Consider the following 20,490-nt stretch of genomic DNA (forward strand, 5'->3'; position numbering starts at 1 on the left):
TCTCTGGTGGTCATTTACCTTTTTTTAGATGCTAATTTTATCTTAATTCCCGCTCAGTTCAAAGTTGATATATATTCTGAATTCGAGCGCTTAATTCCGAAACCTTGGGAAATTATATTAGTGTCAGCTATATTTTCTGAAATCGAATATAAAATTACTCGGTTCTCTCAAAAAACAAAATTGAAACGACAATATTTAATGGCCCGTCAATTACTTACGCGACAATCTTATCGCCTAATAAAGAAAGAACGCACATCTGATCAAATAGTTGATGATTTGCTGTTAGAAGTGGCCCTTGAATTCCAAGAACTTGGGGGTGAAGTTTATCTCTGTACGAATGATAAAGAATTACGGGAAAAATGTCATCAACAAGAAATAAAAACTGTTTTCTTGCGTCAAGAAAAATTTTTAGATGTTGAATAAGTGTTTGTTATTCAAAAATATGTATAAAAAAAAGAGGTAAAATTAGATATTTACACTTATAATTTCTGAATTTCAGTAAATAGTCTTTCAGCTGTGCTATTTAATTCTTCAGCAGCAGCACTCATTTCTTCAAGCGTTGAAGCCATTTCTTCAGTTGAGGATGACAATTCTTCTGCAGTACCCGAGCTTTGTTCGATCACAACATTGATTTTTTCAACGCTATTAACAATTTCATTAATATCCCCATCTTGAGATGATACTGAATCAATTGTTTGCTTAATTCCTTCATTTGTTTGATTTATTACATTAAACAAAGCATCTAATTGAACTTTGGTTCCATTTAAAGCCACATCCCCTTTTTCAATAGAGTTCACCGTGTCATTTGTTGCAGAGACTGCATCCCCTACTTCAACTTGGATTGCTTTGATTAAGTCGTTAATCTGATCCGCGGCTTGTTTGGAGTCTTCTGCTAACTTTCTGACCTGTTCTGCAACAACTGCAAATCCTTTGCCTGCATCACCTGCTCGAGCTGCTTCGATTGCAGCATTTAACGCAAGTAAATTCGTTTCTGTTGCTATTCCAGCAATAGCATCAACAATTTTATTGATCTCTTTACTTTTTATTTCAAGGGATCCCATTGTTTTTGCTACTTTATCTGCTCCTTTAGTTATTTCAGTGATTTGAGTGACCAAGTCCTCGGTAAGATTTTTTCCCTTTTGTGCCATAGCTTGACCTTGGGAACCAACTTCCGCAAGATCTGCAGAATTTTTTACAATTTCTTGACTGACTCCTTGAACTTTAAGGACTGCATTAGAAATTTGATTGACAGATTGTGTTTGATGTTGAGCACCTTTAGCAACTTCCTGTGTTCCTCCTGTTACTTCTTGAACAGATAGATTTATTTGATTACTGGATTGAGCAATTTGATTTGCCATACTTGAAACCTCTTCTGCAATTTTTGCGACCTCTTTAATTAAATTCTTAATATTGGTCACATCAACTATCGTTCCAATTGCTCCCAAATTTTTACCAGAAGAATCAATTAAAGGTTTAACTGTGATTTGAACAATAATATGTTCATTCCGACCACTTTTTAATTCAAATTCAACATCTTTCGCTTCCCCATTGTGTTGAAGTTGACTTAGAAAATCTTCCCCCTTTCTTCCTTCCTTGAAAATCGAATTAATAGACTTCCCAATGTAGGTATCTTTCGAAAATTGGGTAAAATCTAACATTGATTGACCAACATTTTTAATAGTATAATCTGAATCTGTAATTATTATTGGTGAAGATGTCCCGTTTACAATGGTTGTATTCATTTCAGATTGTTCACTCACTTCAACAAGTATTGTTTCCATGCCTAACGCCGAATTCTGAGTTAATTTTGAACTTTGAATGTTAACTACAATGATGGATGCAATAATAGCTATCGTTGAAATTATCGCTACCCAAAAAATGATAGTATTAATTAGAATTAATTGGGGAGTTGAAACATCTTCAACATATCGTTCTATACCTTTGAGTACTTCAGTGATTGATTCCATGTGCACATCTAACTCACCATAGGGAACCAAGAATTCTGCTAAAGTTGAATCATTTTCTGCTACCGTATAGCATACTAATACTTGAGATTCAAATTCGTCAAATTCTGTCTTACTTTCAACTACTAATTCCAAAATATCGTTTGGCATGTTCAATAACAAGTAACTATCAAACAAATTCGCTGCATCTGCAATAAATGAATTGATTTCTTCCTTCAATGCGATTCTATTATCAGTATCCAGAAAATAATCAAAAGATATTTCATATGCATTTAGTAAACTGATTTGAATCTCCATCGAGTGGTCTGCAATTTCAACCTCATTATCTATGAGTTTTGTATTTTGGGCTTGAATTATTATCATAAAGGTGATATTTGAGACCCCTAATATTACGAGTAAGAAAAGAGTATTCCGTAACCTTTTCACGGCTTTATTGATTGTTTCAAGATTTTTATTTTCATTTGCCATATTTTTTTCCTCTAAGTTCTTTTCATTCGATTTCAAACTATTTCAATTGAATTGATTGTAAGGGTTTTGCATCATTTCATATATTTTTGGAAGGGTTACACCCAAAATTACATTTATATTGAATTTAAAGCCCAAAATCGATTTAATCTGAAATAAAAATTATATTAGGTCTTCCAGTCTAATGAACCTCTTATATGTAAATTCTGAGAAATATTTGTAAATAGAAATCCACTTTTTTCAAAAATGATGTTTTTAATAGGATTGTGAAGTGTCTAAGAATTAATACAATCCATGACGAAGAGAAATATTTTTCTTGGCTAAAAATGAAGTTTAAAAAAAAGGTTTAGATATTTTGCATGTCTTCTAAGAAATTTTTCTTAATGTAATTATGATTTTGAAGCCATGTGGATTGGGTACGAGTATATCGCCAAATGATGTGGGCTTTGCGCTTTTTACCTTCTTTTTCCGTTTCAAAGTACCACGGACTTAAAATGACTAAATCGCCAACGCGTGTCCACATTCGTTTTTTGATTTTACCCCGAATAAGCCCCATATAGAGTGTACCGTCTTCTCCCTTCACGGACATATGTTCACCACCATATATTTCCGTCACGACTCCCAATATTTCTTCATTTCTATAATTGGGAATTCTTGGGCGCTTAGGTGTAGCATCGGCTTGATTTCTTCTTCTATTTTTAGGAATAAGCCCGACCCCGTTGATTGATTAGCATAAGTCATTTAATTAACGATAACTTATTATTTTTTGGATTTGGGAGATGTCAATAGTAATCCAAAAAATTGCCCTTGCAAATATATGTTTATTAGAAAATTTAGAAAAAAGTCACTAATCTTCAAGAATGATAAGATCTGGCAAATATATTTATGTTCCTAATCAGCACAAAAGAGGAAATAGGAGGTTAGATCCATTTTTCACATTTTTCTTTCAATTGTTGCAAGGTGAATGGTTTAACAAGATAGTCGCAAAAACCATAATCTTTATGTTGGGCAAGAATAGGATCTGTCGAATATCCACTGAATACAATCACTTTAAGTTCTGGATAGATTTCATGAACTTGTTGAACCGCAATTTTACCTCCAATACCTCCAGGAATTGTGAGATCCATAAAAACTAGATCAAATTCTTTCCCAATTGCATGATTTTGGTTTAAAATCCCAATAATTTCCGCACCATCATAGCAAGATTCCATATCATAACCGAATTTGCTAAATACTCGCTGTAAGAATTTGTGTATCTTGGGATCGTCATCAAGTACTAAAATGCGGCCGTTAATTTTTTTGGAAATTGAGGGACTTGTTGATATTATCTTCTTATCTTTTGTTATAGGAAGGTATATGTCAAAAATAGTTCCATAATTTTTTTCCGAGCGAAATGTAATGTGTCCAGCATGTTTCTTTATGATTGAATAACTCATAGTAAGACCTAAACCATTGCCTTCGGGCTTGGTTGTAAAGTAAGGGTTGAAAATTTTGTGCTGGTATTCCTTCGGGATCCCAATTCCGTGATCTTGAATTTGAATTTTAATGTATTCTCCTTTCTTTAAGGGAATCAGTGATTTTGCCGATATATGTTCCTTTTTCACCGTTATGTTTATAGTTCCTCCTTTCGGCATGGACTGTCTGGCATTAATTATTAGATTATTGAAAACTTGATTCATCTGTCCGAAATCAAATTCTGTGGTAGGTAAGTTAGATTGAAAATCAAACACACATTTGCAATTTGATCCTCTGAGCACAAAATTAGCAGAATCACGAATTAATTGTTCAATAGATTCGAGTTTTAAGATTGGTGCCCCTCCTTTAGAAAAAGTAAGAAGCTGTTTTGCTAGATCTCGGGCATGTAAGGTGGCGGATTCTAAATCATGAAAGATTTCTTTTTGATCAGGCGTGAAATTCGTGTTTTCAATTTGTAGCAAATCTATGTTGCCAAGAATTGAAACCAATATATTATTGAAGTCATGGGCTAGTCCTCCAGCGAGTAAACCAATGGATTCGATTCTTTGTTGGCGAAATCGCTCTTCAGTAATCATCTTTCGATAACCGATATCACGGGCAATAACTAATATTCCAGAAAATTTATTTTCACGATAAATTAACCGTGACATAACTTCAACAGATATGGTACCACCATTTTTCTTTTTTAGATCCAATTCATAAAGAGTTCTGTCTTGTTTTTTTTCTTGTTTGGCTTGGATATTTTGCTTAACTAATGAATGGAAATCTTCAACAATAAATTCAAAAGCAGGATGATTGATTACCTCCTCTTCTGTGAAACCTAACAATTCTGTGACAACGGGATTGATTTTTTGCATTAAAATATTTGAATCAACTAGAAATATCATATCTCGGGAGTTTTCAACAATCTCTCGATAAGCAAGTTCTTGTTTTTGAGCTTCTTTTTCGATTTTGCGTTGAGCTGTGATATCTTGTAAAAAAGTAAAATCCTCTTTCCCAATGGAGATATTTTGAAAAATCATAGTTTTTTTTTCCCCATTTTTGCATGTAATAATTCGTTCATGAGCGCCATATGGATCATATCCTGGCTGTCGCGTTTCAAGGAGAATTTGATTGCGATATTCAATATCTGGATATACTTGTAACGACCATGCTCTATTATCTGGAAAATCTTCAATTGTGTATCCTAAATCTTGAGTAAATATGGGATTAACATATTTAAATTTCCCCTTCTCATCAGTAACAACGATGGGGAATGGAAAAAATTCGGCTATTTCTTGAAATCGTTCTTTAGTTTTTTTGAGATAATCATCTGAATGATATTTATCTGAAGCATCTTCGCAAATAGTTATGGTTAATTGGTCTGTAATGGGGATAGATTGAAAAAAGAAATGGAGAATTTGACCAGATTTCCCAGTGAAAAAATTAAAATGTGGTGTAGTGAGTCCATTTTCAGTTTTTTTCAATTTTAGTTTCAATTTCTCCCGTTTTTGTTCGTTAGGATATGCTCTGCGTTCCCAATCTGCTCTGGTTGCAATATCTTGTAGATTATATCCCGTTTTTTCTTCAAAAAGGGAATTTACATATAAATTATTATCTTGAATATCCGAAAGAACAATAGGAAATGGAAACTTGTCCAAAATTAGCTTCAAATCTGAAATATCAAAAATAAAATTCTTTTCTTCATTATTTTGGTGCAAATTTTGCTTGATTTCTTTTAATAGTGATTTTTGCTCTTCTTTCTTTAGGGAACTGAGTAGTTGCAGTATGTGTTGTTTTTTATCCTCAAGTTCCATAATCTAATAATTGTAGTTCCTTTCAACCTAAAAATTTATTTTTGTTGTTTTAAAATTGATCTGTTAGAATGTTATGCTGCTATATAGTCACTTTTGTTTTTTTCTTTGATTATTTCCAAGCTTCTTAATAAATTCATTAGAAGTCAAGAATCCAACAGGGCACGCGAATGAATGAAAAGTATGTTTATAATGAGTTTGATTATTTTCTAGATGTTCAAATTTTTCAATTTGTTTAAGGAAATTTTCGTGTAGTTGTTTGAATTCCTTAATTTCTTCTTTTGATTTAAAATTCAAGATTGTATGCGAAGAGGTAAACACAGCTTCTTGACCGATATTTTTGGAAGTTTTCTCTGGCATTGTTTGCATGAATTTGGCTGAAATTTTTGCTAATTGGTGATTGATACTTGAAATACCCACCACCGCGTTAGCTGCCAAGTGAATTTTTTTTTGAGCCTCAATCCAATTCTCTTGCTTAAATTTTATAGATTCAAAATCTTGGGAATCAATCAATTTTTGAATATAATCTGAAAGGCAATAATATTTTCCACGCTTTTCGATAGTTGCTTGGTTATCGAGTACAATTGTTTTAACTCTAATTAAATCTTTCATCTTTCGTAATAAAGTGCTTTCGGGAATATCTAATAATCCAGAAAGTTGCATTAAGTTCAAGGATCTGAAAGTATAGAGGGTGATGAGAATGGAGAATTCTGTTTCATCATCAATTAAATCATTTAATGAAACTGGTTTAGCCTTCATTAGTTAATAGATAAATTAAACCTATTTAAATTAAATCCTATTTGGTATAGATTTCAAAACATTTAAAAATCCATAATTATATTATTTTCATATTGACATATATTTCAAAATGGAATATATGCTCAAAAATGTAAGTTGTGATTTGTTATGGAAACACGAGATTATAAACAACCGACTATAAAAAATTATCATCACTACCTGATTTTTTGGGCAGGTCAACGTCTTTCATATCTAGGCTCAGAAATTGTGCAATTTGCTTTAATTTGGTGGTTAACAGAGACTTCTCAAAGTGCAACGATTCTTTCAATAGGAATGTTTATCACTATTCTTCCAAGAGTCCTCTTAAGTTCCTTTGCGGGCGTAATTGCAGATAAATTTGATAGAAAAAAAGTAGTAGCAATTGCTGACGGACTTCAAGCCTTAACAACATTAACTCTAATTCTATTAATATTGATTCAAAATATTGCTATTTGGTTAGTATTAAGCTTCAATGGAATTCGTGCTATCTTTCAAACTTTCCATGATCCTGCTACAAATGCTGTTGCCTCAACCATGGTTCCTAAATCTAAATTATCACGTATCAATGGAATGAATCAGCTGGTCCGATCAATTATTGACATGCTTTGTCCCATTATTGCAGTACTCCTTATGTCGTTTCTTCCGATCCATTCAATTCTTTGGGTTGATATTATCACATTTGGTATCGCTATTACAACACTCCTAATGATAACGATCCCAAAAAATCCAAAAGTAATTTCTGAACAACTCGAAACCGAACAATCTATCAAAACATCATTTAAAGGGGAATTGATGGAAGGAATTCATGCTATCGAAAGTGTGAAAGGTTTATCTGCAATGTTCATTCTGGTTGCTTGTACTAACCTATTTTTAAGTCCCTTTAACGTCCTGAGCACTTTCTTTGTTAATGTGATACATGGAGGAAATGAAGTGAATATGGCGATTTTAAGTGTCGTATTTCAAGTTGGATTAATTTTAGGGGCTCTTGTGTCTTCCCTTAAAAAAGAATGGAAAAAGAAAGCTCTTGTTATGGTAATTAGTGTAATTGCTGTTTTTTCTGGAATAATATTCATGGCTTTCACTCCAGAGGGTAATTTTTATTGGATGAGCGTTGGAGGTTTCATTGTTACATTCCTATTACCAATGTTTCAAACCCTCTTAGTCACCATCATGCAAACAACAGTTCCTCGTGAAAAAATGGGTCGAATCTTTGGTATTTTCAGCACAGTTAATTCTGCAACAATGCTTCTTGGATATGTTGCATCTGGACCACTGGCCGATCTAATTGGTGTTGTACCTCTCTATATTGTGAGTTCTCTAATTGCTATTGGGTTTGTTCTACTATTATATTTCTTCAGTAATCTCAGAGAGTTGGATAAGTTGGACTTAAAATCACATAAAGTAGAAAAAAGTGATGATGACGCTCCAGTATTCGTTTCTAGTCAAATATTAGAAGATAAACCCATAGAATCTCAATAATTTTCCAAAACCTTTTGCTCCCTTTTTTCTTAGTTTTGATTTTATTAATGGGTTAAATTTATTGAAATTTTGACAGTTCGATTCAATATATAATTTGAAAGATGCTTATTCAGAGTGAAGTGGATGGTTTAGAATATATTCTCTCATAATTTTGAGAAATCTTAAATAATTTCTCTGTTTTTAGATTAAAATGGTATATTCGAGCCATGGATCTACCATTCATCATAGTTTCTAAAAACGAAAATCTGATCTGGAACGAATCGCCGTCCCGTACAATCTTAGGGATCTTAGTCCATTTTTTCCTATAATAATCGTCATTACATCTATGGAGTGCCTCTTCATAAAATTTCATCTCTTGGGGTGTAAAATCCCATTTTTCTTCCAAATATATCAAACGGGAGGAAGATCGAGTTCCTTTTTCTAAATTGAGTTCAATATTTTTATCAGAAAGATGGAAGTTATACACATAATAGTGATGTGGAAGAACTCCGGGGAAATATTTTTGAGTGTCTACTAATTTGGAAGTTATTTTTCTTCTAAGGATACTGCGATACCCATAATATCCAATAAATAGAAGTAATGAAATACCATTGTATAATCGAAATAGGTCGATACTTGTGAATTGATAGACAATAAAACCTATACTTGCTATAATAACTGAAGATACCATCGTGAACATGCTCCCTGCTTTTTCTACATAAAAACTGTATTCTTTCTTTGAAATGGGATAGAAAATGGGGATCAATGTTGTGGTCAGTAGATCCATGCTTATGTGTAATCCATAGAACAAACTTCCGAGTATCCACGTCAAGAAAAAGGATTTGGAAAATACCACAGAAAAAATAATACTACCGATTAATGCAACTCCCAAACCAATTATATATGAGTGGGAACCTCCTCGATGTTCCAAATAATCTGCTTTAAAGATTTTCTTCAAAGGGGTCAGAAAAAGGTCAAAATCTGGTAGGATTGCAAATAGTATGCCGAAGAGATAATATTCTGACATAACATCACCTCCGAAGGTTCCGTAGAGTAGTGCTGCAACAACAGCATGTGTGAATAGATCCATTAATTATCAGTGTGATTATTGTATCTAGTAATAAAAAAAGGATAGGTTTTATTGATATACATCGTCAATTGATTGATGCTTTTCCATGACCGCCATTACTTTTGTTAATTCTTCTGGAATATTGATTTCTTGAGGACATTTTGGAATACATGCTCCACACTTCGTACACAGAGAAGATCGTCCCATATTTGGTTTCTTTACTAGTTGTGCTTTATTTTTTGCTAAACTTCGATAGCGATTTTTCTGTTGAAATCTGAGAAGGCGATCCATGGGGGCTTTACTATCATTTAAGGAAATTGCATTTATGGTTGCAAAATTTTCTGGGATATTAACTCCAAATGGGCAAGGCATACAATATCGACAAGCTGTACAAGGAACTCGAATTTTTTCTCTATATATTTGAGTGATTTGCGTTAAAATTTGGTTTTCTTCTTCAGAAAGTGATTTAACTCCGGATTTATCTGCACTGGCGCAATTTTCTTCAACCATTTTCATATTCCCCATCCCACTTAACACAATACTTACTTCGGGTTGATTCCAGATAAATTGAAGTGCCCAATCTACGGGTGATCGATGAATGGGGGCATTGTTCATTATATCTAATGCCTCACGTGGGGGATTTGCCAACATTCCTCCTTTGACGGGTTCCATAATAATCACAGCAATATCCTTTGAATGAGCATAAGCCAAACCTTCTTGGTTTGCTTGAATTGCCGTATCCATATAATTATATTGAATTTGGCATGCATCCCATTCATAATAATCGATTATTTCTTTAAATTTGGGAAGTGAGTCATGAAATGAGAACCCAATAGCATTTATTTTTCCTGCGGCTTTGGCGTGTTCCATTTTTTCAATCAAATTGAATTTTTTTACGACATTAAAATATGTTTTGTTCAAACTGTGAAACAAATATAAATCTACATGGTCAGTTTGTAAACTTTCAAGCTGAGATTTTAAAAATTTTTCAAAATCATCTGCTTTTCTTACTAAAAACATAGGTAGTTTGGTTACCAACTTTACTTTTTCACGGTATCCATCCTGTAATGCTTTTCCCAATACTTTTTCAGAGTTTCCCATATGGTAGGGCCAAGCAGTATCAACATAGTTGATCCCTAAATCAATTCCACGTCTAATTATTCTAATTGCTTCTTCCTCGTCCAAGCGCTTTAAAATTCCTTTGGTTGGAAGGCGCATTGCACCAAATCCCAATGCTGAAACATCCCACCCCAATTTTCCCATTTTTCGATATTGCATGATCTTCTAATTACTCCTTTTTTGTAGATGGTGAATCATTCTTATTTTTTGCTTTGATTTTTTCAAAAGAATACCCACAATTCTCTTTGGTTATATGTTCAAAGGCTGTCCGTGGATATTTACGACAATTGAGCGGTCTAAACCTGTATATTGCACAACGTGGATGGCCTTCCTCATCGTATCGTAAGGCAGGACATACATTTGGGAGTTTACAACAGTCGCCACATCGTACACATTCCCCAATTCTTTTTCTACTGACCGGTAAGATTGCAGTAAATGTGCGAAAAATTCGTGAAAACCAGTTATTTTTCATTTTAATAAAATCATATGAAATAATCCAAGATCCGATTTAAAAATAGGGAAAATGGGCGGACAATTTTTCCCCAAACTTTAAATCCGTAAAATATAATGTTCCGTTATGAAAGAATTAACAAAAACCAAAATTCGCATGTTTTTCGGTTATGTGTTTTCATTTCTATTTCATTCCTATCCTACAGTGATCGTTGGAAATGCGGTTGCAAAAGGAAAGAAAAAGAAAAAAAAAGAAACAGAATAAAAAAAATACAAATTTGGTTTGGTGAAATGGAATTCTAAAATAACAATGTTTTTTTGAAATGCTACTTTTCTAACATTACTTTTTCTTCTAAAACTCTATTGAAAAAAAAGGGATTTTAGGAAGAAACAATCACTATTATATAGGTAAGAAACATGTCACCTGATGATATTAATATTACAGAGCAAAAAGAATCAACCATTTTTGCCGTACGAACTACTATTGGACAAGAAAAATCTGTTCTGACCAATATATTTAACCGATTAAAAGTTTTAAATCCCTTTCCTGATTTAAAGGCGTTAATGATTGCTGAAGAATTGCGAGGTTATGTATTTGTTGAAGCAACTCATCAACGTGATGTCATGATCACTATTGCTGGATTACGCCACATCAAGGGTAAAATTGTTGGTTCTATCTCACTTGATTCGATCTCTCATGTTATCTCCCCACGCAAAGTTACTGAAATTTTAGAGGAAGGTGATACTGTAGAAATTGTATCCGGAATTTTTATGGGCCAAAAAGCTCAAGTCATCCGAATGCCGAAAGAAGGGGCCAAAGAAGAAGTTACTTTAAGGCTTTTGGATTCTGATTCTGCTATATCTATCAAAATTCATGGTGATTTCTTGAAATTGATTGAAAAAGGTGCTCGTCATCAAGAAGAGTATATCATTAAGGATATGGAGGTCAGTGATGGAACAACAATTCCTGCGAGTGAAGATGATTCGGAAGGAGTTACTGTTGTGGTAGATGGAGCTTCAGAGGGTAGCGATGAAGAATTATTTGATTTTGGTGAATCTGCAGACGAAGATGGAACTGATGATGAGGATTACGATGAAAGTTCTGTGGATCGGGAAAAATCTGATGATGAGGATATCGATGAAGACGAAGATGATGAGTGGTCTAAATTTGGTTTCTGATTTTTTTTGAAAAAACCAAAAAAACAATCTTGTATTCTACCCTTTTTTTTACCTTTCAGGAGAAATTAACATGCACGGATTCTTTTATGTCGGAGTATTAAATTTGAAAGATGGATTCCCCCTTGTTGAATTCAAAGATCTGACTTTTAGGAAGCCTGATTTACAAATAAATTTCATTAAAGCATTGATCGATCAAGGTATTTCCTTTCTCGATATGGAAATGGCTCATGAAATGAATTCGCTTCAATTGCAGTTAGAAAATTCTCCCTATCCCTTTGTATTTTATTTTTTTAAGGGGCGTCAAACACTTCTTATGGTTGTCTCAGAGAAATATAATAAGACTATCTTCAATTTAATGGAACAAATTGTAATGGAGTTTGAACATGAAATTGATCTTTCCAGTGAAAATGATATGCAAAAGGAAAAAATAGTTGAATTAACAATTAAAAATCTTGCAGGCAATCTTTCACAATTTTTAATCCCAAGTTTTTTAATCCCTGAGATTAATCCTAATGCTCTTTTTGATTCATTTTCTTCCTTTTTTGCCCAAAATGATGATGTTTCTGTTATTTATGATTTGATTGACGGTTCATGGACACTTTCTGATATATTTGAACGGGTTGAAATTGATCAAAAACTTGTAAATGAAATAATTTTTAATCTCTGGGTAAATGATCTTATTTATTTTCGGTTTCATTATTATGATTGGGATGTTTTTGAAGGCCTCCAAAATAATAAAAATTATCTCGAAGATGGAAATCCAAATAATGTGGCCCTAATCAACAAGTATAATAGCAATAAAATTATCCGTGTAATCCAACTTTGTCAAGATCCAATTTCATACAAGGAAATTTTGGGACAACTTGATATTACCCGTACGAAACTGAATAAATATATGTCTGAGTTAATCTTCTTGAAAATTATTGAAAAAAAGCCTATGATTCCACACTTTTCTCATATTTCAGAAGATATTGTTCCTCTTTTATCTATGCAAGGTTTTTCTGATGAAGATTTTTATATTTTTAAAAAACTGGAGTCTAATCTTGATGGGAAAGTTTGTCTTGATGATGTTGCTTTAGAAATACAGCGAGATTCAATTAAAATCAAAAAACTTTTAGATAAATATAATGCTGCAATTAAGATTATCGATTAAATAATTGTTCTATTATTAAAACACATGCAGTTAAATCTGCCGTTGTTCCGGGATTAAGTTTTCCCTTAGATTCTAACATCTTTTGGTTAAGTTCCTTTATTTTCAATAATCCTGCTTGAGTTGTGATTCCTCCGGCTTTAATGATCACTTTTGCCCGGTTTTGAATATCTCTCGCACAAATTGTCCCATTTTTTCGAAAAATAAGTGAATCTGGAACAGTGGCGAGGATTTGAAGAAATAAATTTTTAACATCTTTCTCTTGAGAATTTAAGGGATTTTGAATTGGGAAGACTGATTGTAAATAAAAATTACGGCAGAATTCATAATTCGTACAATATTGGGCGCTGATCATATCAAAATCTGCACTTTCTTGGAATAAATCCTTCATTGTTTTTTGATCTTCGATAATTATTGTTTCAATTGAACTCTTCGTGAAATCATATTTTGACACTAGGGGTTTATTTCCAGGAGTTTTAATTCCTCCAGCATTAGATATCTGAATTGCTTTGGAGAGCCAAATTCCATCTTGTGGGGTAGTTGTTGCGATTACATGTTCTACAGTGTTCCAAAATTTATTCCAATTAACTTTTTTAGGAATATCATTTCGAAATAATAGATCAAATGCAAATATTAGGGGTGAATATAAAAGAATATGTCCCAATAACAGATTCTTATAAGGAGGATTGGAAACCATGGTATGAACTGATTGAAAAATAAAATTTCCGATAGAAAAATCCGGAGAACTAATATTTTTTTTATCAAAATATTTTGAATTGAACTTTTTTAGAAGTTGGAGGATATGACAATAATCTTGATAAGAAACACCATCGATTATTTGGGATGGTCCAACGTTTCCTGGTTTTGGTGTGGATACTTCTTGCAGACCTGCATCATAAATAATATTGATAAATTCCTCTAGTGATTCCAGCTGAAAACTAAGGTGTTCTGATGGATTTTTCATAGAAATCAAAAGTTGTTATAATATAAGAGAAAAAAGATAAAAAGGAGCAATGCTAAAAATTTTTACCGATCCATGACTTGAAATCCATTTCCTTTTTCGTTCACTAATGAAATTAAGCGGAAATCATCTTTCAAGCCTGCATTATAAATAAATTTATTCAATCGCAACTTCAACATTTTTTTGGAAAATGATACTGGAACACTAATCTTAATAGTACTCCCCTCTTTGGAAATTTTGCTGTTTGCAATATTTTCTTCAATATATTGTTCTGATTGAGAAATATACTTGTCTTTTTTTAGTCCTAATTTAGTGACATCAAAAATGTATTCGACTGTTTCGATTTTTTTCTTGCGGGCCATAATTTTCACATTTTAAATTGATTATTTTCTTAAAAGAAGGCAAAAAATAAAATTTTTTCTAATTCAATCATTTCGAAGAAAAAAATTAAGAAGTAAGTTTTTGTTTTGAACTGGTAGATTTGTCTTTATTTTCTGAATCATTAGATTTTTCTTTTGGTTTATCTTCTAAATCGTCTTTTTCACTTGAATCTTGTTTTTCCCCTTTAATCTTCGATTTTAGATCTTTTACCCTCTTTAAACGTTCAAGTTCGCGTTTTTCATGCTTTAATCCTTCCAACTCCAATTTTTCTTGTTCGCTTTTCTTTCTCTGTTCTTCTAATTGTTTGATACGTTCCATTTCTTTTTTCTGTTTTTCTTTTTTAGCTAATTCTTCTTGAATCGTTTGTTCTTCTTGCTCTTTTGAAATTATTGGATCAATATCTTCAAGAACTTGGATTGTTTCCTTTGATGGTTCCATCTTGATCTCTTTTTCTGGAGTAGGAGTAACGTTCTCATCTGATTCTTCATTTTTAGAGGTTTCTAGTGTAGATACAAAATCATGATGGTGCGTATCTGGGATATAGTGAAGCTGAGAAATTAAATAGTCCTGCTGATTGGTTGGAATCTGCAAAGTTTTGATTCGATTAATAAATTCTTCATATTCTGCTTCATTATATTCATTAACGTGTTGTAATTCTTCTAAGTACTTCATTTGTTGGGTGGGGTTTAAATAAATAAAAGATTTTGCGAGTAAATTTCGTTCTTCTTCAGAAATTGGTAGATTCATTAATTGCTCTCTGACGGAATCATCTAAAACCATAAATAACTCTTGAATCTGCATGGATGGAAACGGTTTCGGAGATGAAATTCCTTGTTGCGGAACATTTTTTTTAGCTTCTGGAATATGTTGTGGGAAAGAAGTTGGTTCTTTCTCAGTTTGATTTAATAATGGTTTTCCAGTCATTGGGTCAAAGCGCATCTGTTTAGTGATTGGTTTCCCCGTCATAGGATCGAATTTGTGTCTTTTTGTTGAAATTTGGACTAATTCTGGTGGTTTGGCTGTATCACCAGGATCATAGGCTTGAAATTCTTTGACTTCATATGGAATTGGCTCGAATTTAACCATATAATTTTGACTTGCTTCCCCAGTTTTTAATACACGATTAAAGGCTTTGGCATTATACCTCTGTTTCTCTTGAAAAGATCTGCTGTTTTTGCGCTTAGTTTTTCGGAAAGTTTTTTTATTTAATCGCGCAGTTCGCTTGTATTCTTTTGTAATATTTTTGAGAGAGGTTTTGTGTTTTTTTCGATTTGCTTTTTTTACTGTTTTAAATTCTTTGTCGATTTGTTTTTGTGTAATTTTATCTGCATTGATATTGGATAATTTGGTGATTTTATAGATTCTTTTATTATTTTTGACAGTGGTTTTATATAAGCGTTTATTATTTTTGATTAATTTTTTATATTTTCTCCGGTCCCTAACCATTGGGCGCTTGAAAGCCTTTCTATTTTGTTTTTTAATTTTCTGAAATTCTTTTCGATTGCTTTTCCGAATTGTCTTGTATCCCTTGATATCGATCAATTGTTTGTTTGCGGGAAGTGACGCATATTTATTAGCATCGAATTGTTCAAATTTTACTGATGTAGATGGTTTTGCTGGTTTTATAGAAGTTGGGCCTGGTGTATAGCGCGGTTGGACTGGTTGAACTTTTGGTATTGCTTGGGGAGATTGAGTTTGAATATGTTTTCTTAATTGATCTTTAGAATTTATCTCAAATTGATGACCACAACTCTCACAAAATACTTCTTTTCCCAATAATAGTTTCTCAACTAACCGTGGTTCCAATTGTGTGCTACATTGTGTGCAAAATTTTTTCGGAATCGGAGAATTTCTTGATTGCATGTACTTAATTATTAACTTCTCTTTTGCTTAATTTATTCTTAACCTAGCCCGATGCTTAGCAAAAAAAAACCCATGGCTTTAAAAAAAAAAAGGGATCACTTTAGTCGAATAAATTCTTTTGGTCTTCCTTTTTGTTGAGGTTGTGAAATTCTCTCAATTTTTCCTTCTTTAACTAAACGTGTGATTAAATTCTTAAGCTCGTGACCCGAAATCTTCAATTTTGTGCATAATTCATTCCGTTGCATAAGTGGTTCATTTTGAAGAAATTCAATCAAATTAGCTTCCCTAGGGGGAATGAAGTTGATTTGTTGCTCAATAGGATTTAGATGGAGACTTTTTTGAATTTGTTTAATTATACCTGGTGCATGATAGAATCCAGAAATGAGATCTATCCCATGTTCTATAGATGGGTTTTTATTTTTCGCTATGAAATAGGGATAATTTACCAATATTTTTCCATCGATTAACATTTGACCTACCCGTGTATAAGCATCATTGATTGATATAGCTTCATATGTTCTGTATTGTCTTCTATTTATTTGGATATTGCATTTTTGAATGAAGGGTGATATCGTTTTTATATAGTCTGATAGTTCTTCAAAATCACGATTAGAATACTGTATTTCGATTGAAATTCCTCTACTATATGCTTTAATAATACCAATTTTCAATCGTTTGAATATGAATGGGGGTGTCGCAATAAAAATGACTGATTTTTGACAGTCTTTTATGAATTTATCTTCGATTATCTTAATTCCCATCTCGATTGAAGAGAAGTGAAATTGGTTTGTTTGAATCGTACATAAACCGAAATGTGAAGTTGTTCGGGCATAATCCTCATTTAATATTTTTTCCAAATGGTTCAATTTTTCAAGTTTAACTTGTCGATAGCGTTCCAATATAATTGATGGGTTTATAGGAGTAAATTTTTTTTCTAAACCTTGTTGAATTTCAATGATTTCCTTTTTCTTTAGTTTTTTTAGAATGTAATAGATTTGATTATAGGAGATATTGAGTTGATCTTTAATTTTGAGTAATAAATCTTTTGTAGTTGCCCTTCCCAATTTTAGCAAAGCCATATAGACTACAACCATCTCATGATCAAAACCATTTTCATATAGAGGTTCCAGTTGTTTTTGTAGTTTGGTCATCGTCATATATTTAATCTCTCAAATTATCATATCGATTTTATGACTAAGTAATATTCATACTTGAAAGAAGGAATATTTAACTTTTTTCAGTGTCATAATCTAATTAACCTCATTTATGGTGATGAAACATGACTGAATGTCGAGAATGTAAATTTTATAAACCTATTGATGAGACCAAAGGTGACTGCTTTGGTCATGAAGTTCCTGCAGCAATGAATGTTGATCAATGCCCATCTAAGGCTTTTCAAGCAAGATAGTTGTTTTTTTTTAAATTAATTTCTCTTCTTTTTTTTCAATCTGATCTGATATATGATTTCAATTAAAAAATTGAACATTTTTAATACATTAAACTAATAGCAAGAAATTCTGGAAGTAAAGAAGTTGAATCTTGAATTTGGGTTTGTTTTTTCAAATTTTTTATTTTGATAAATTGAGAAACGGTTCATTAATTCACAATACTTATATATTACTTGAATAAAAGTAACATTAACGAATTGAATGATATTTTATCTATCATTTTTTTCGTTAAGGTGTTATAAATGAAAAAAAATCATTTTCTGGTTGGGTTAATGGCTCTTTTGATTGTCATCCCCCTTACATTTGTAGTAGCTTCTGCAGAAACCAATACGCGTAGTGTTATGCGTCCTGGTGGTGGCGGTGGCGGTGGTGGTAATACTTATGTCCCACCTCCCTTACCTACTGGTGGAGCTCCACTAACAGGTCAAAAATATGCATTAGTTATAGGAATTAGTGATTATGATGGTGATTCAAGTGATTTGACCTATTGTGATGATGATGCTTATGATTGGCGTGATTATCTTGAATCCATTGGTTATCAAGTGACTCTACTCATTGATGAACAAGCAACTGAAGCAGGCATCCTTGCTGCACTACAGAATCTTGCAGATCTTGAAGATGAAGCTGGCGATGCAGTCGCTATTTGCTATTCTGGTCATGGTTCTTATTCTCGAACAACTGGAGAATCATGTTTAGTCGCATGGGAATTAGCTGGTGTTTATGTTTCTGAAATCAAACCAATCACCGATACATTCCAAAGTGAACATGTTTTCTTCTTTGATGATGCTTGTGTTCAAGGAACAATGGTCGAACTATTAAATGCTGGGTGGGTTGGTGCTATTGGATCCACAACAAAAACTTATACCTACGATGGAGATTCAACTATGCAAAATGGAATCTTTACTTATTATGCTATGGAAGCAATCAATCTAGGTTATACCACAGGTGAAGCAATAGGAAATTATGCAGTTAATATGTTTGATGCTAATACTCAGGGTGATGCAACCTTGTATGACGCATACACCATCGGTGATTTAAATTTAGCATAAGAAATTGAATTGTCCACACAAATTTAAGTATAATAATCAAACCGCAATTATTCCCTCAATAGTTGTAATGGGGTGAAAACCCCTTTTTTTTCTCTTTCTATCCATATATGTATTATTTCTCGAATTTATTATCGATTAACTATAATTTTATCTGACTCGAGGTAAACAACAGACAGATTTAGAAAAAAGAGATAAAAAAACAATTTACAGGAGAGTTGGGCTAAATTTTTCCAGATCCGCTCGTAATTCTGGAAATTTTTCCATAGCAGTTTTTAGATCCACTGGTTTTGGAGCAGTTTCGGGGTGATTTTCTGTCAAGAAGTACGGTCGTTCATCAGGATCAACTACAATTTTTGAATCTGCAGTTAAAGTTTTTAACCAATTTCCATATATTTCATTATCCCACCTTCTGAAGGCGAGCAAAGTTTCGAAATATTTGCCCATTGCAACTTGTGGGGAATCTCCCGCTGAAATGGAGTCTCGAGCTTGTACCATCGATCGGGAGCCTCCAATTGTGCCTAAGGGGTGTGAATGGGTACCTCCTCCCGCTTGGGCAATGAAATCTAAATTTGGTGTATCTCCAATTGGGTTCATTATGGTTGCTACATCCCATAAGACAGTCGCTTTTAATCCCCCTGAACAAATTGGTCGCATAGTTTTAATATTCCCTAAAGGTCGCAAACAAGTTTCCAAGTTTTCTAAAACCGTATGATAAGAAGATTCCATTTTTCCCTTGGGTGCTCCAATGTGAAACTGATCAATTCCTCCTAAGCGTGCAATTAAAGCCCAGACTTTCATGGAAATACCATGTCTTAAATCGATTCGTTCACCGTCTATAATTAATTCTGGAAAGATCGTTTGAGCTCCATGTCCTGCTCGATGACCATGTAAAATCATTTCAGGGTATTTTTTTCGAATGGTTTGGACTCCTGTCATTCCTGTTGCGAGAATATCTAACATTAAACAATTACCTCCTAATGATTTAATTAGATCTGCTCGTTTTATCATTTCATCCATATCACCATGAGTAATATTGGCGACATACACGAGATTTCTTCCTGTTTTTTCGTGTATTTCATTGATTCCTTTCATCACCAATTTAGCGCGTTCTTCAAACGTGCAATAATCTTGTGAAGTGAGGTTTTCATCATCTTTTACAACATCCAATCCTCCATAAAAAGATCGTGTTGATGTTTTGGCCCAATCCGCCTCGCTAAGGCCTGTTTTTGGTTTAACTATGGTACCAACTGTAATTTTATTCCCCAATATTTTCTTTATTCCTTCGTTTCCAATCGTGGGTCCAATAAAGGAGTTTGCAAAATCATCTGGAATATCTATGTCCTCAAGCCGAACACCCCAAGCAGCACTGGCCATTCCGGTATAGTTTCCCATTACTACGCTTAAAATTTGAGGGAGGTTTCCTTTTTCAAATCCTTCTTTGGGAAGTGCTACTGCCGCCATACCATTTTTAGCATTCAATCCTATGACTTTCGCTTCTAAAATTTTCATATTGGCTTTGGAATTCTCATCCATTTCTTCGGGTAAGAGTGTTTTTAATTCTGGATCCCATGTACCGGTACTTTCTTCAGCAGCAATTTCCAAAGCTGCGCGAAGTAATCCATATTCTACAGACCATCCCTTTCGAAGTTTTGGACTAATCGATACATACATAATGATGCAAGATTTACGAAAATCTTCAAAATTAAAGGGAATTTCTGGGTCCAATAAATAGGGTCCCAATCTAACTCGCATTTTTTCATCGATCAATTCAATTTTTGGAGTTGCTAATCCATAGGCTTCATATAAGTCGCATGTAATTATTGGTAGTTCAACCTTTTCTGGAAAAACTACCCAATTTTCTATTTTTACCATTTTTCAACCTCGTGAA

At 33.1% G+C, this 20,490-nt stretch carries 19 protein-coding genes; 7 read left to right on the top strand and 12 right to left on the bottom strand.

Annotated elements, in window-relative coordinates:
• Positions 1 to 6: 6 nt before the first annotated feature.
• Positions 7 to 423, top strand: a complete 417-nt coding sequence (locus NEF87_RS18130; protein ID WP_371802860.1) for a type II toxin-antitoxin system VapC family toxin — start codon at positions 7 to 9, stop codon at positions 421 to 423.
• 56 nt (positions 424 to 479) lie between these two features.
• Here NEF87_RS18130 and NEF87_RS18135 read toward each other — a convergent pair whose 3' ends face one another.
• From NEF87_RS18135 to NEF87_RS18150, 4 genes are all read right to left on the bottom strand, one after another.
• The gene (locus NEF87_RS18135; protein ID WP_457916942.1) at positions 480 to 2,432 is read right to left on the bottom strand and encodes a methyl-accepting chemotaxis protein; all 1,953 of its coding nucleotides are present in this window, start codon (positions 2,430 to 2,432) and stop codon (positions 480 to 482) included.
• Positions 2,433 to 2,775: 343 nt separating this feature from the next.
• Positions 2,776 to 3,153: a translation initiation factor eIF-1A gene (locus NEF87_RS18140; RefSeq protein WP_371806860.1), complete on the bottom strand. Its 378-nt coding sequence runs from the start codon at positions 3,151 to 3,153 to the stop codon at positions 2,776 to 2,778.
• Positions 3,154 to 3,349: 196 nt separating this feature from the next.
• Positions 3,350 to 5,701 (bottom strand): PAS domain-containing hybrid sensor histidine kinase/response regulator, encoded by a 2,352-nt coding sequence (locus tag NEF87_RS18145; RefSeq protein WP_457916943.1) that lies wholly within the window; start codon positions 5,699 to 5,701, stop codon positions 3,350 to 3,352.
• Positions 5,702 to 5,788: 87 nt separating this feature from the next.
• Positions 5,789 to 6,457, bottom strand: coding sequence for a hypothetical protein (locus tag NEF87_RS18150; protein ID WP_371802862.1), 669 nt, complete (start codon positions 6,455 to 6,457; stop codon positions 5,789 to 5,791).
• 147 nt (positions 6,458 to 6,604) lie between these two features.
• Between NEF87_RS18150 and NEF87_RS18155 the strand changes: the two genes are divergently transcribed.
• Complete coding sequence (locus NEF87_RS18155; RefSeq protein ID WP_457916944.1) at positions 6,605 to 7,954, top strand: MFS transporter; 1,350 nt, start codon at positions 6,605 to 6,607, stop codon at positions 7,952 to 7,954.
• A 109-nt stretch (positions 7,955 to 8,063) separates the two neighbouring features.
• Here the strand turns inward: NEF87_RS18155 and NEF87_RS18160 are convergent, their stop codons facing one another.
• The 3 genes from NEF87_RS18160 to NEF87_RS18170 are packed head-to-tail and all read right to left on the bottom strand — an operon-like array spanning position 8,064 to position 10,593.
• A complete protein-coding gene (locus NEF87_RS18160) occupies positions 8,064 to 9,023 on the bottom strand; it encodes a metal-dependent hydrolase (protein ID WP_371802864.1) in 960 nt (319 codons plus the stop codon).
• Between the two features lie 48 nt (positions 9,024 to 9,071).
• Positions 9,072 to 10,280: an aldo/keto reductase gene (locus tag NEF87_RS18165; protein ID WP_457916945.1), complete on the bottom strand. Its 1,209-nt coding sequence runs from the start codon at positions 10,278 to 10,280 to the stop codon at positions 9,072 to 9,074.
• A 10-nt stretch (positions 10,281 to 10,290) separates the two neighbouring features.
• Complete coding sequence (locus tag NEF87_RS18170; protein WP_457916946.1) at positions 10,291 to 10,593, bottom strand: hypothetical protein; 303 nt, start codon at positions 10,591 to 10,593, stop codon at positions 10,291 to 10,293.
• Between the two features lie 105 nt (positions 10,594 to 10,698).
• Between NEF87_RS18170 and NEF87_RS18175 the strand changes: the two genes are divergently transcribed.
• The 3 genes from NEF87_RS18175 (at position 10,699) to NEF87_RS18185 (ending at position 12,903) form a co-directional block, all read left to right on the top strand.
• On the top strand, positions 10,699 to 10,836 hold the full coding sequence (locus NEF87_RS18175) for a hypothetical protein (RefSeq protein ID WP_457916947.1): 138 nt from the start codon (positions 10,699 to 10,701) through the stop codon (positions 10,834 to 10,836).
• A gap of 152 nt (positions 10,837 to 10,988) precedes the next feature.
• The gene (locus NEF87_RS18180) at positions 10,989 to 11,750 is read left to right on the top strand and encodes a transcription elongation factor Spt5 (protein WP_371802868.1); all 762 of its coding nucleotides are present in this window, start codon (positions 10,989 to 10,991) and stop codon (positions 11,748 to 11,750) included.
• A gap of 70 nt (positions 11,751 to 11,820) precedes the next feature.
• Positions 11,821 to 12,903, top strand: a complete 1,083-nt coding sequence (locus NEF87_RS18185; RefSeq protein WP_457916948.1) for a hypothetical protein — start codon at positions 11,821 to 11,823, stop codon at positions 12,901 to 12,903.
• Here NEF87_RS18185 and NEF87_RS18190 read toward each other — a convergent pair.
• From NEF87_RS18190 to NEF87_RS18205, 4 genes are all read right to left on the bottom strand, one after another.
• Positions 12,893 to 13,864 (bottom strand): triphosphoribosyl-dephospho-CoA synthase, encoded by a 972-nt coding sequence (locus NEF87_RS18190; RefSeq protein WP_457916949.1) that lies wholly within the window; start codon positions 13,862 to 13,864, stop codon positions 12,893 to 12,895. The two genes, NEF87_RS18185 and NEF87_RS18190, sit on opposite strands and share 11 nt — an antisense overlap.
• Positions 13,865 to 13,926: 62 nt before the next feature.
• Positions 13,927 to 14,223, bottom strand: coding sequence for a hypothetical protein (locus tag NEF87_RS18195; RefSeq protein ID WP_371802871.1), 297 nt, complete (start codon positions 14,221 to 14,223; stop codon positions 13,927 to 13,929).
• Between the two features lie 85 nt (positions 14,224 to 14,308).
• Positions 14,309 to 16,105 (bottom strand): hypothetical protein, encoded by a 1,797-nt coding sequence (locus tag NEF87_RS18200; protein ID WP_457916950.1) that lies wholly within the window; start codon positions 16,103 to 16,105, stop codon positions 14,309 to 14,311.
• 95 nt (positions 16,106 to 16,200) lie between these two features.
• A complete protein-coding gene (locus tag NEF87_RS18205) occupies positions 16,201 to 17,262 on the bottom strand; it encodes a helix-turn-helix domain-containing protein (RefSeq protein WP_371802873.1) in 1,062 nt (353 codons plus the stop codon).
• Positions 17,263 to 17,384: 122 nt separating this feature from the next.
• Between NEF87_RS18205 and NEF87_RS18210 the strand changes: the two genes are divergently transcribed.
• Both NEF87_RS18210 and NEF87_RS18215 read left to right on the top strand, forming a co-directional pair.
• Complete coding sequence (locus NEF87_RS18210; RefSeq protein ID WP_371802874.1) at positions 17,385 to 17,513, top strand: hypothetical protein; 129 nt, start codon at positions 17,385 to 17,387, stop codon at positions 17,511 to 17,513.
• 282 nt (positions 17,514 to 17,795) lie between these two features.
• A complete protein-coding gene (locus NEF87_RS18215; RefSeq protein WP_457916951.1) occupies positions 17,796 to 18,602 on the top strand; it encodes a caspase family protein in 807 nt (268 codons plus the stop codon).
• A gap of 204 nt (positions 18,603 to 18,806) precedes the next feature.
• Here NEF87_RS18215 and NEF87_RS18220 read toward each other — a convergent pair whose 3' ends face one another.
• The gene (locus tag NEF87_RS18220; RefSeq protein ID WP_371802876.1) at positions 18,807 to 20,474 is read right to left on the bottom strand and encodes a RuBisCO large subunit C-terminal-like domain-containing protein; all 1,668 of its coding nucleotides are present in this window, start codon (positions 20,472 to 20,474) and stop codon (positions 18,807 to 18,809) included.
• Positions 20,475 to 20,490 lie beyond the last annotated feature (16 nt).

The organism is Candidatus Lokiarchaeum ossiferum (assembly GCA_025839675.1).
Taxonomy (GTDB): domain Archaea; phylum Asgardarchaeota; class Lokiarchaeia; order Sigyniarchaeales; family Promethearchaeaceae; genus Lokiarchaeum; species Lokiarchaeum ossiferum.

Excerpts from the sequence above, each read along its gene's own strand:
- NEF87_RS18135 (WP_457916942.1), bottom strand. The coding sequence starts at position 2,432 with ATGGCAAATGAAAATAAAAATCTTGAAACAATCAATAAAGCCGTGAAA.
- NEF87_RS18145 (WP_457916943.1), bottom strand. The coding sequence starts at position 5,701 with ATGGAACTTGAGGATAAAAAACAACACATACTGCAACTACTCAGTTCC.
- NEF87_RS18150 (WP_371802862.1), bottom strand. The coding sequence starts at position 6,457 with ATGAAGGCTAAACCAGTTTCATTAAATGATTTAATTGATGATGAAACA.
- NEF87_RS18155 (WP_457916944.1), top strand. The coding sequence starts at position 6,605 with ATGGAAACACGAGATTATAAACAACCGACTATAAAAAATTATCATCAC.
- NEF87_RS18160 (WP_371802864.1), bottom strand. The coding sequence starts at position 9,023 with ATGGATCTATTCACACATGCTGTTGTTGCAGCACTACTCTACGGAACC.
- NEF87_RS18165 (WP_457916945.1), bottom strand. The coding sequence starts at position 10,280 with ATGCAATATCGAAAAATGGGAAAATTGGGGTGGGATGTTTCAGCATTG.
- NEF87_RS18170 (WP_457916946.1), bottom strand. The coding sequence starts at position 10,593 with ATGAAAAATAACTGGTTTTCACGAATTTTTCGCACATTTACTGCAATC.
- NEF87_RS18175 (WP_457916947.1), top strand. The coding sequence starts at position 10,699 with ATGAAAGAATTAACAAAAACCAAAATTCGCATGTTTTTCGGTTATGTG.
- NEF87_RS18180 (WP_371802868.1), top strand. The coding sequence starts at position 10,989 with ATGTCACCTGATGATATTAATATTACAGAGCAAAAAGAATCAACCATT.
- NEF87_RS18185 (WP_457916948.1), top strand. The coding sequence starts at position 11,821 with ATGCACGGATTCTTTTATGTCGGAGTATTAAATTTGAAAGATGGATTC.
- NEF87_RS18190 (WP_457916949.1), bottom strand. The coding sequence starts at position 13,864 with ATGAAAAATCCATCAGAACACCTTAGTTTTCAGCTGGAATCACTAGAG.
- NEF87_RS18195 (WP_371802871.1), bottom strand. The coding sequence starts at position 14,223 with ATGGCCCGCAAGAAAAAAATCGAAACAGTCGAATACATTTTTGATGTC.
- NEF87_RS18200 (WP_457916950.1), bottom strand. The coding sequence starts at position 16,105 with ATGCAATCAAGAAATTCTCCGATTCCGAAAAAATTTTGCACACAATGT.
- NEF87_RS18205 (WP_371802873.1), bottom strand. The coding sequence starts at position 17,262 with ATGACGATGACCAAACTACAAAAACAACTGGAACCTCTATATGAAAAT.
- NEF87_RS18210 (WP_371802874.1), top strand. The coding sequence starts at position 17,385 with ATGACTGAATGTCGAGAATGTAAATTTTATAAACCTATTGATGAGACC.
- NEF87_RS18215 (WP_457916951.1), top strand. The coding sequence starts at position 17,796 with ATGAAAAAAAATCATTTTCTGGTTGGGTTAATGGCTCTTTTGATTGTC.
- NEF87_RS18220 (WP_371802876.1), bottom strand. The coding sequence starts at position 20,474 with ATGGTAAAAATAGAAAATTGGGTAGTTTTTCCAGAAAAGGTTGAACTA.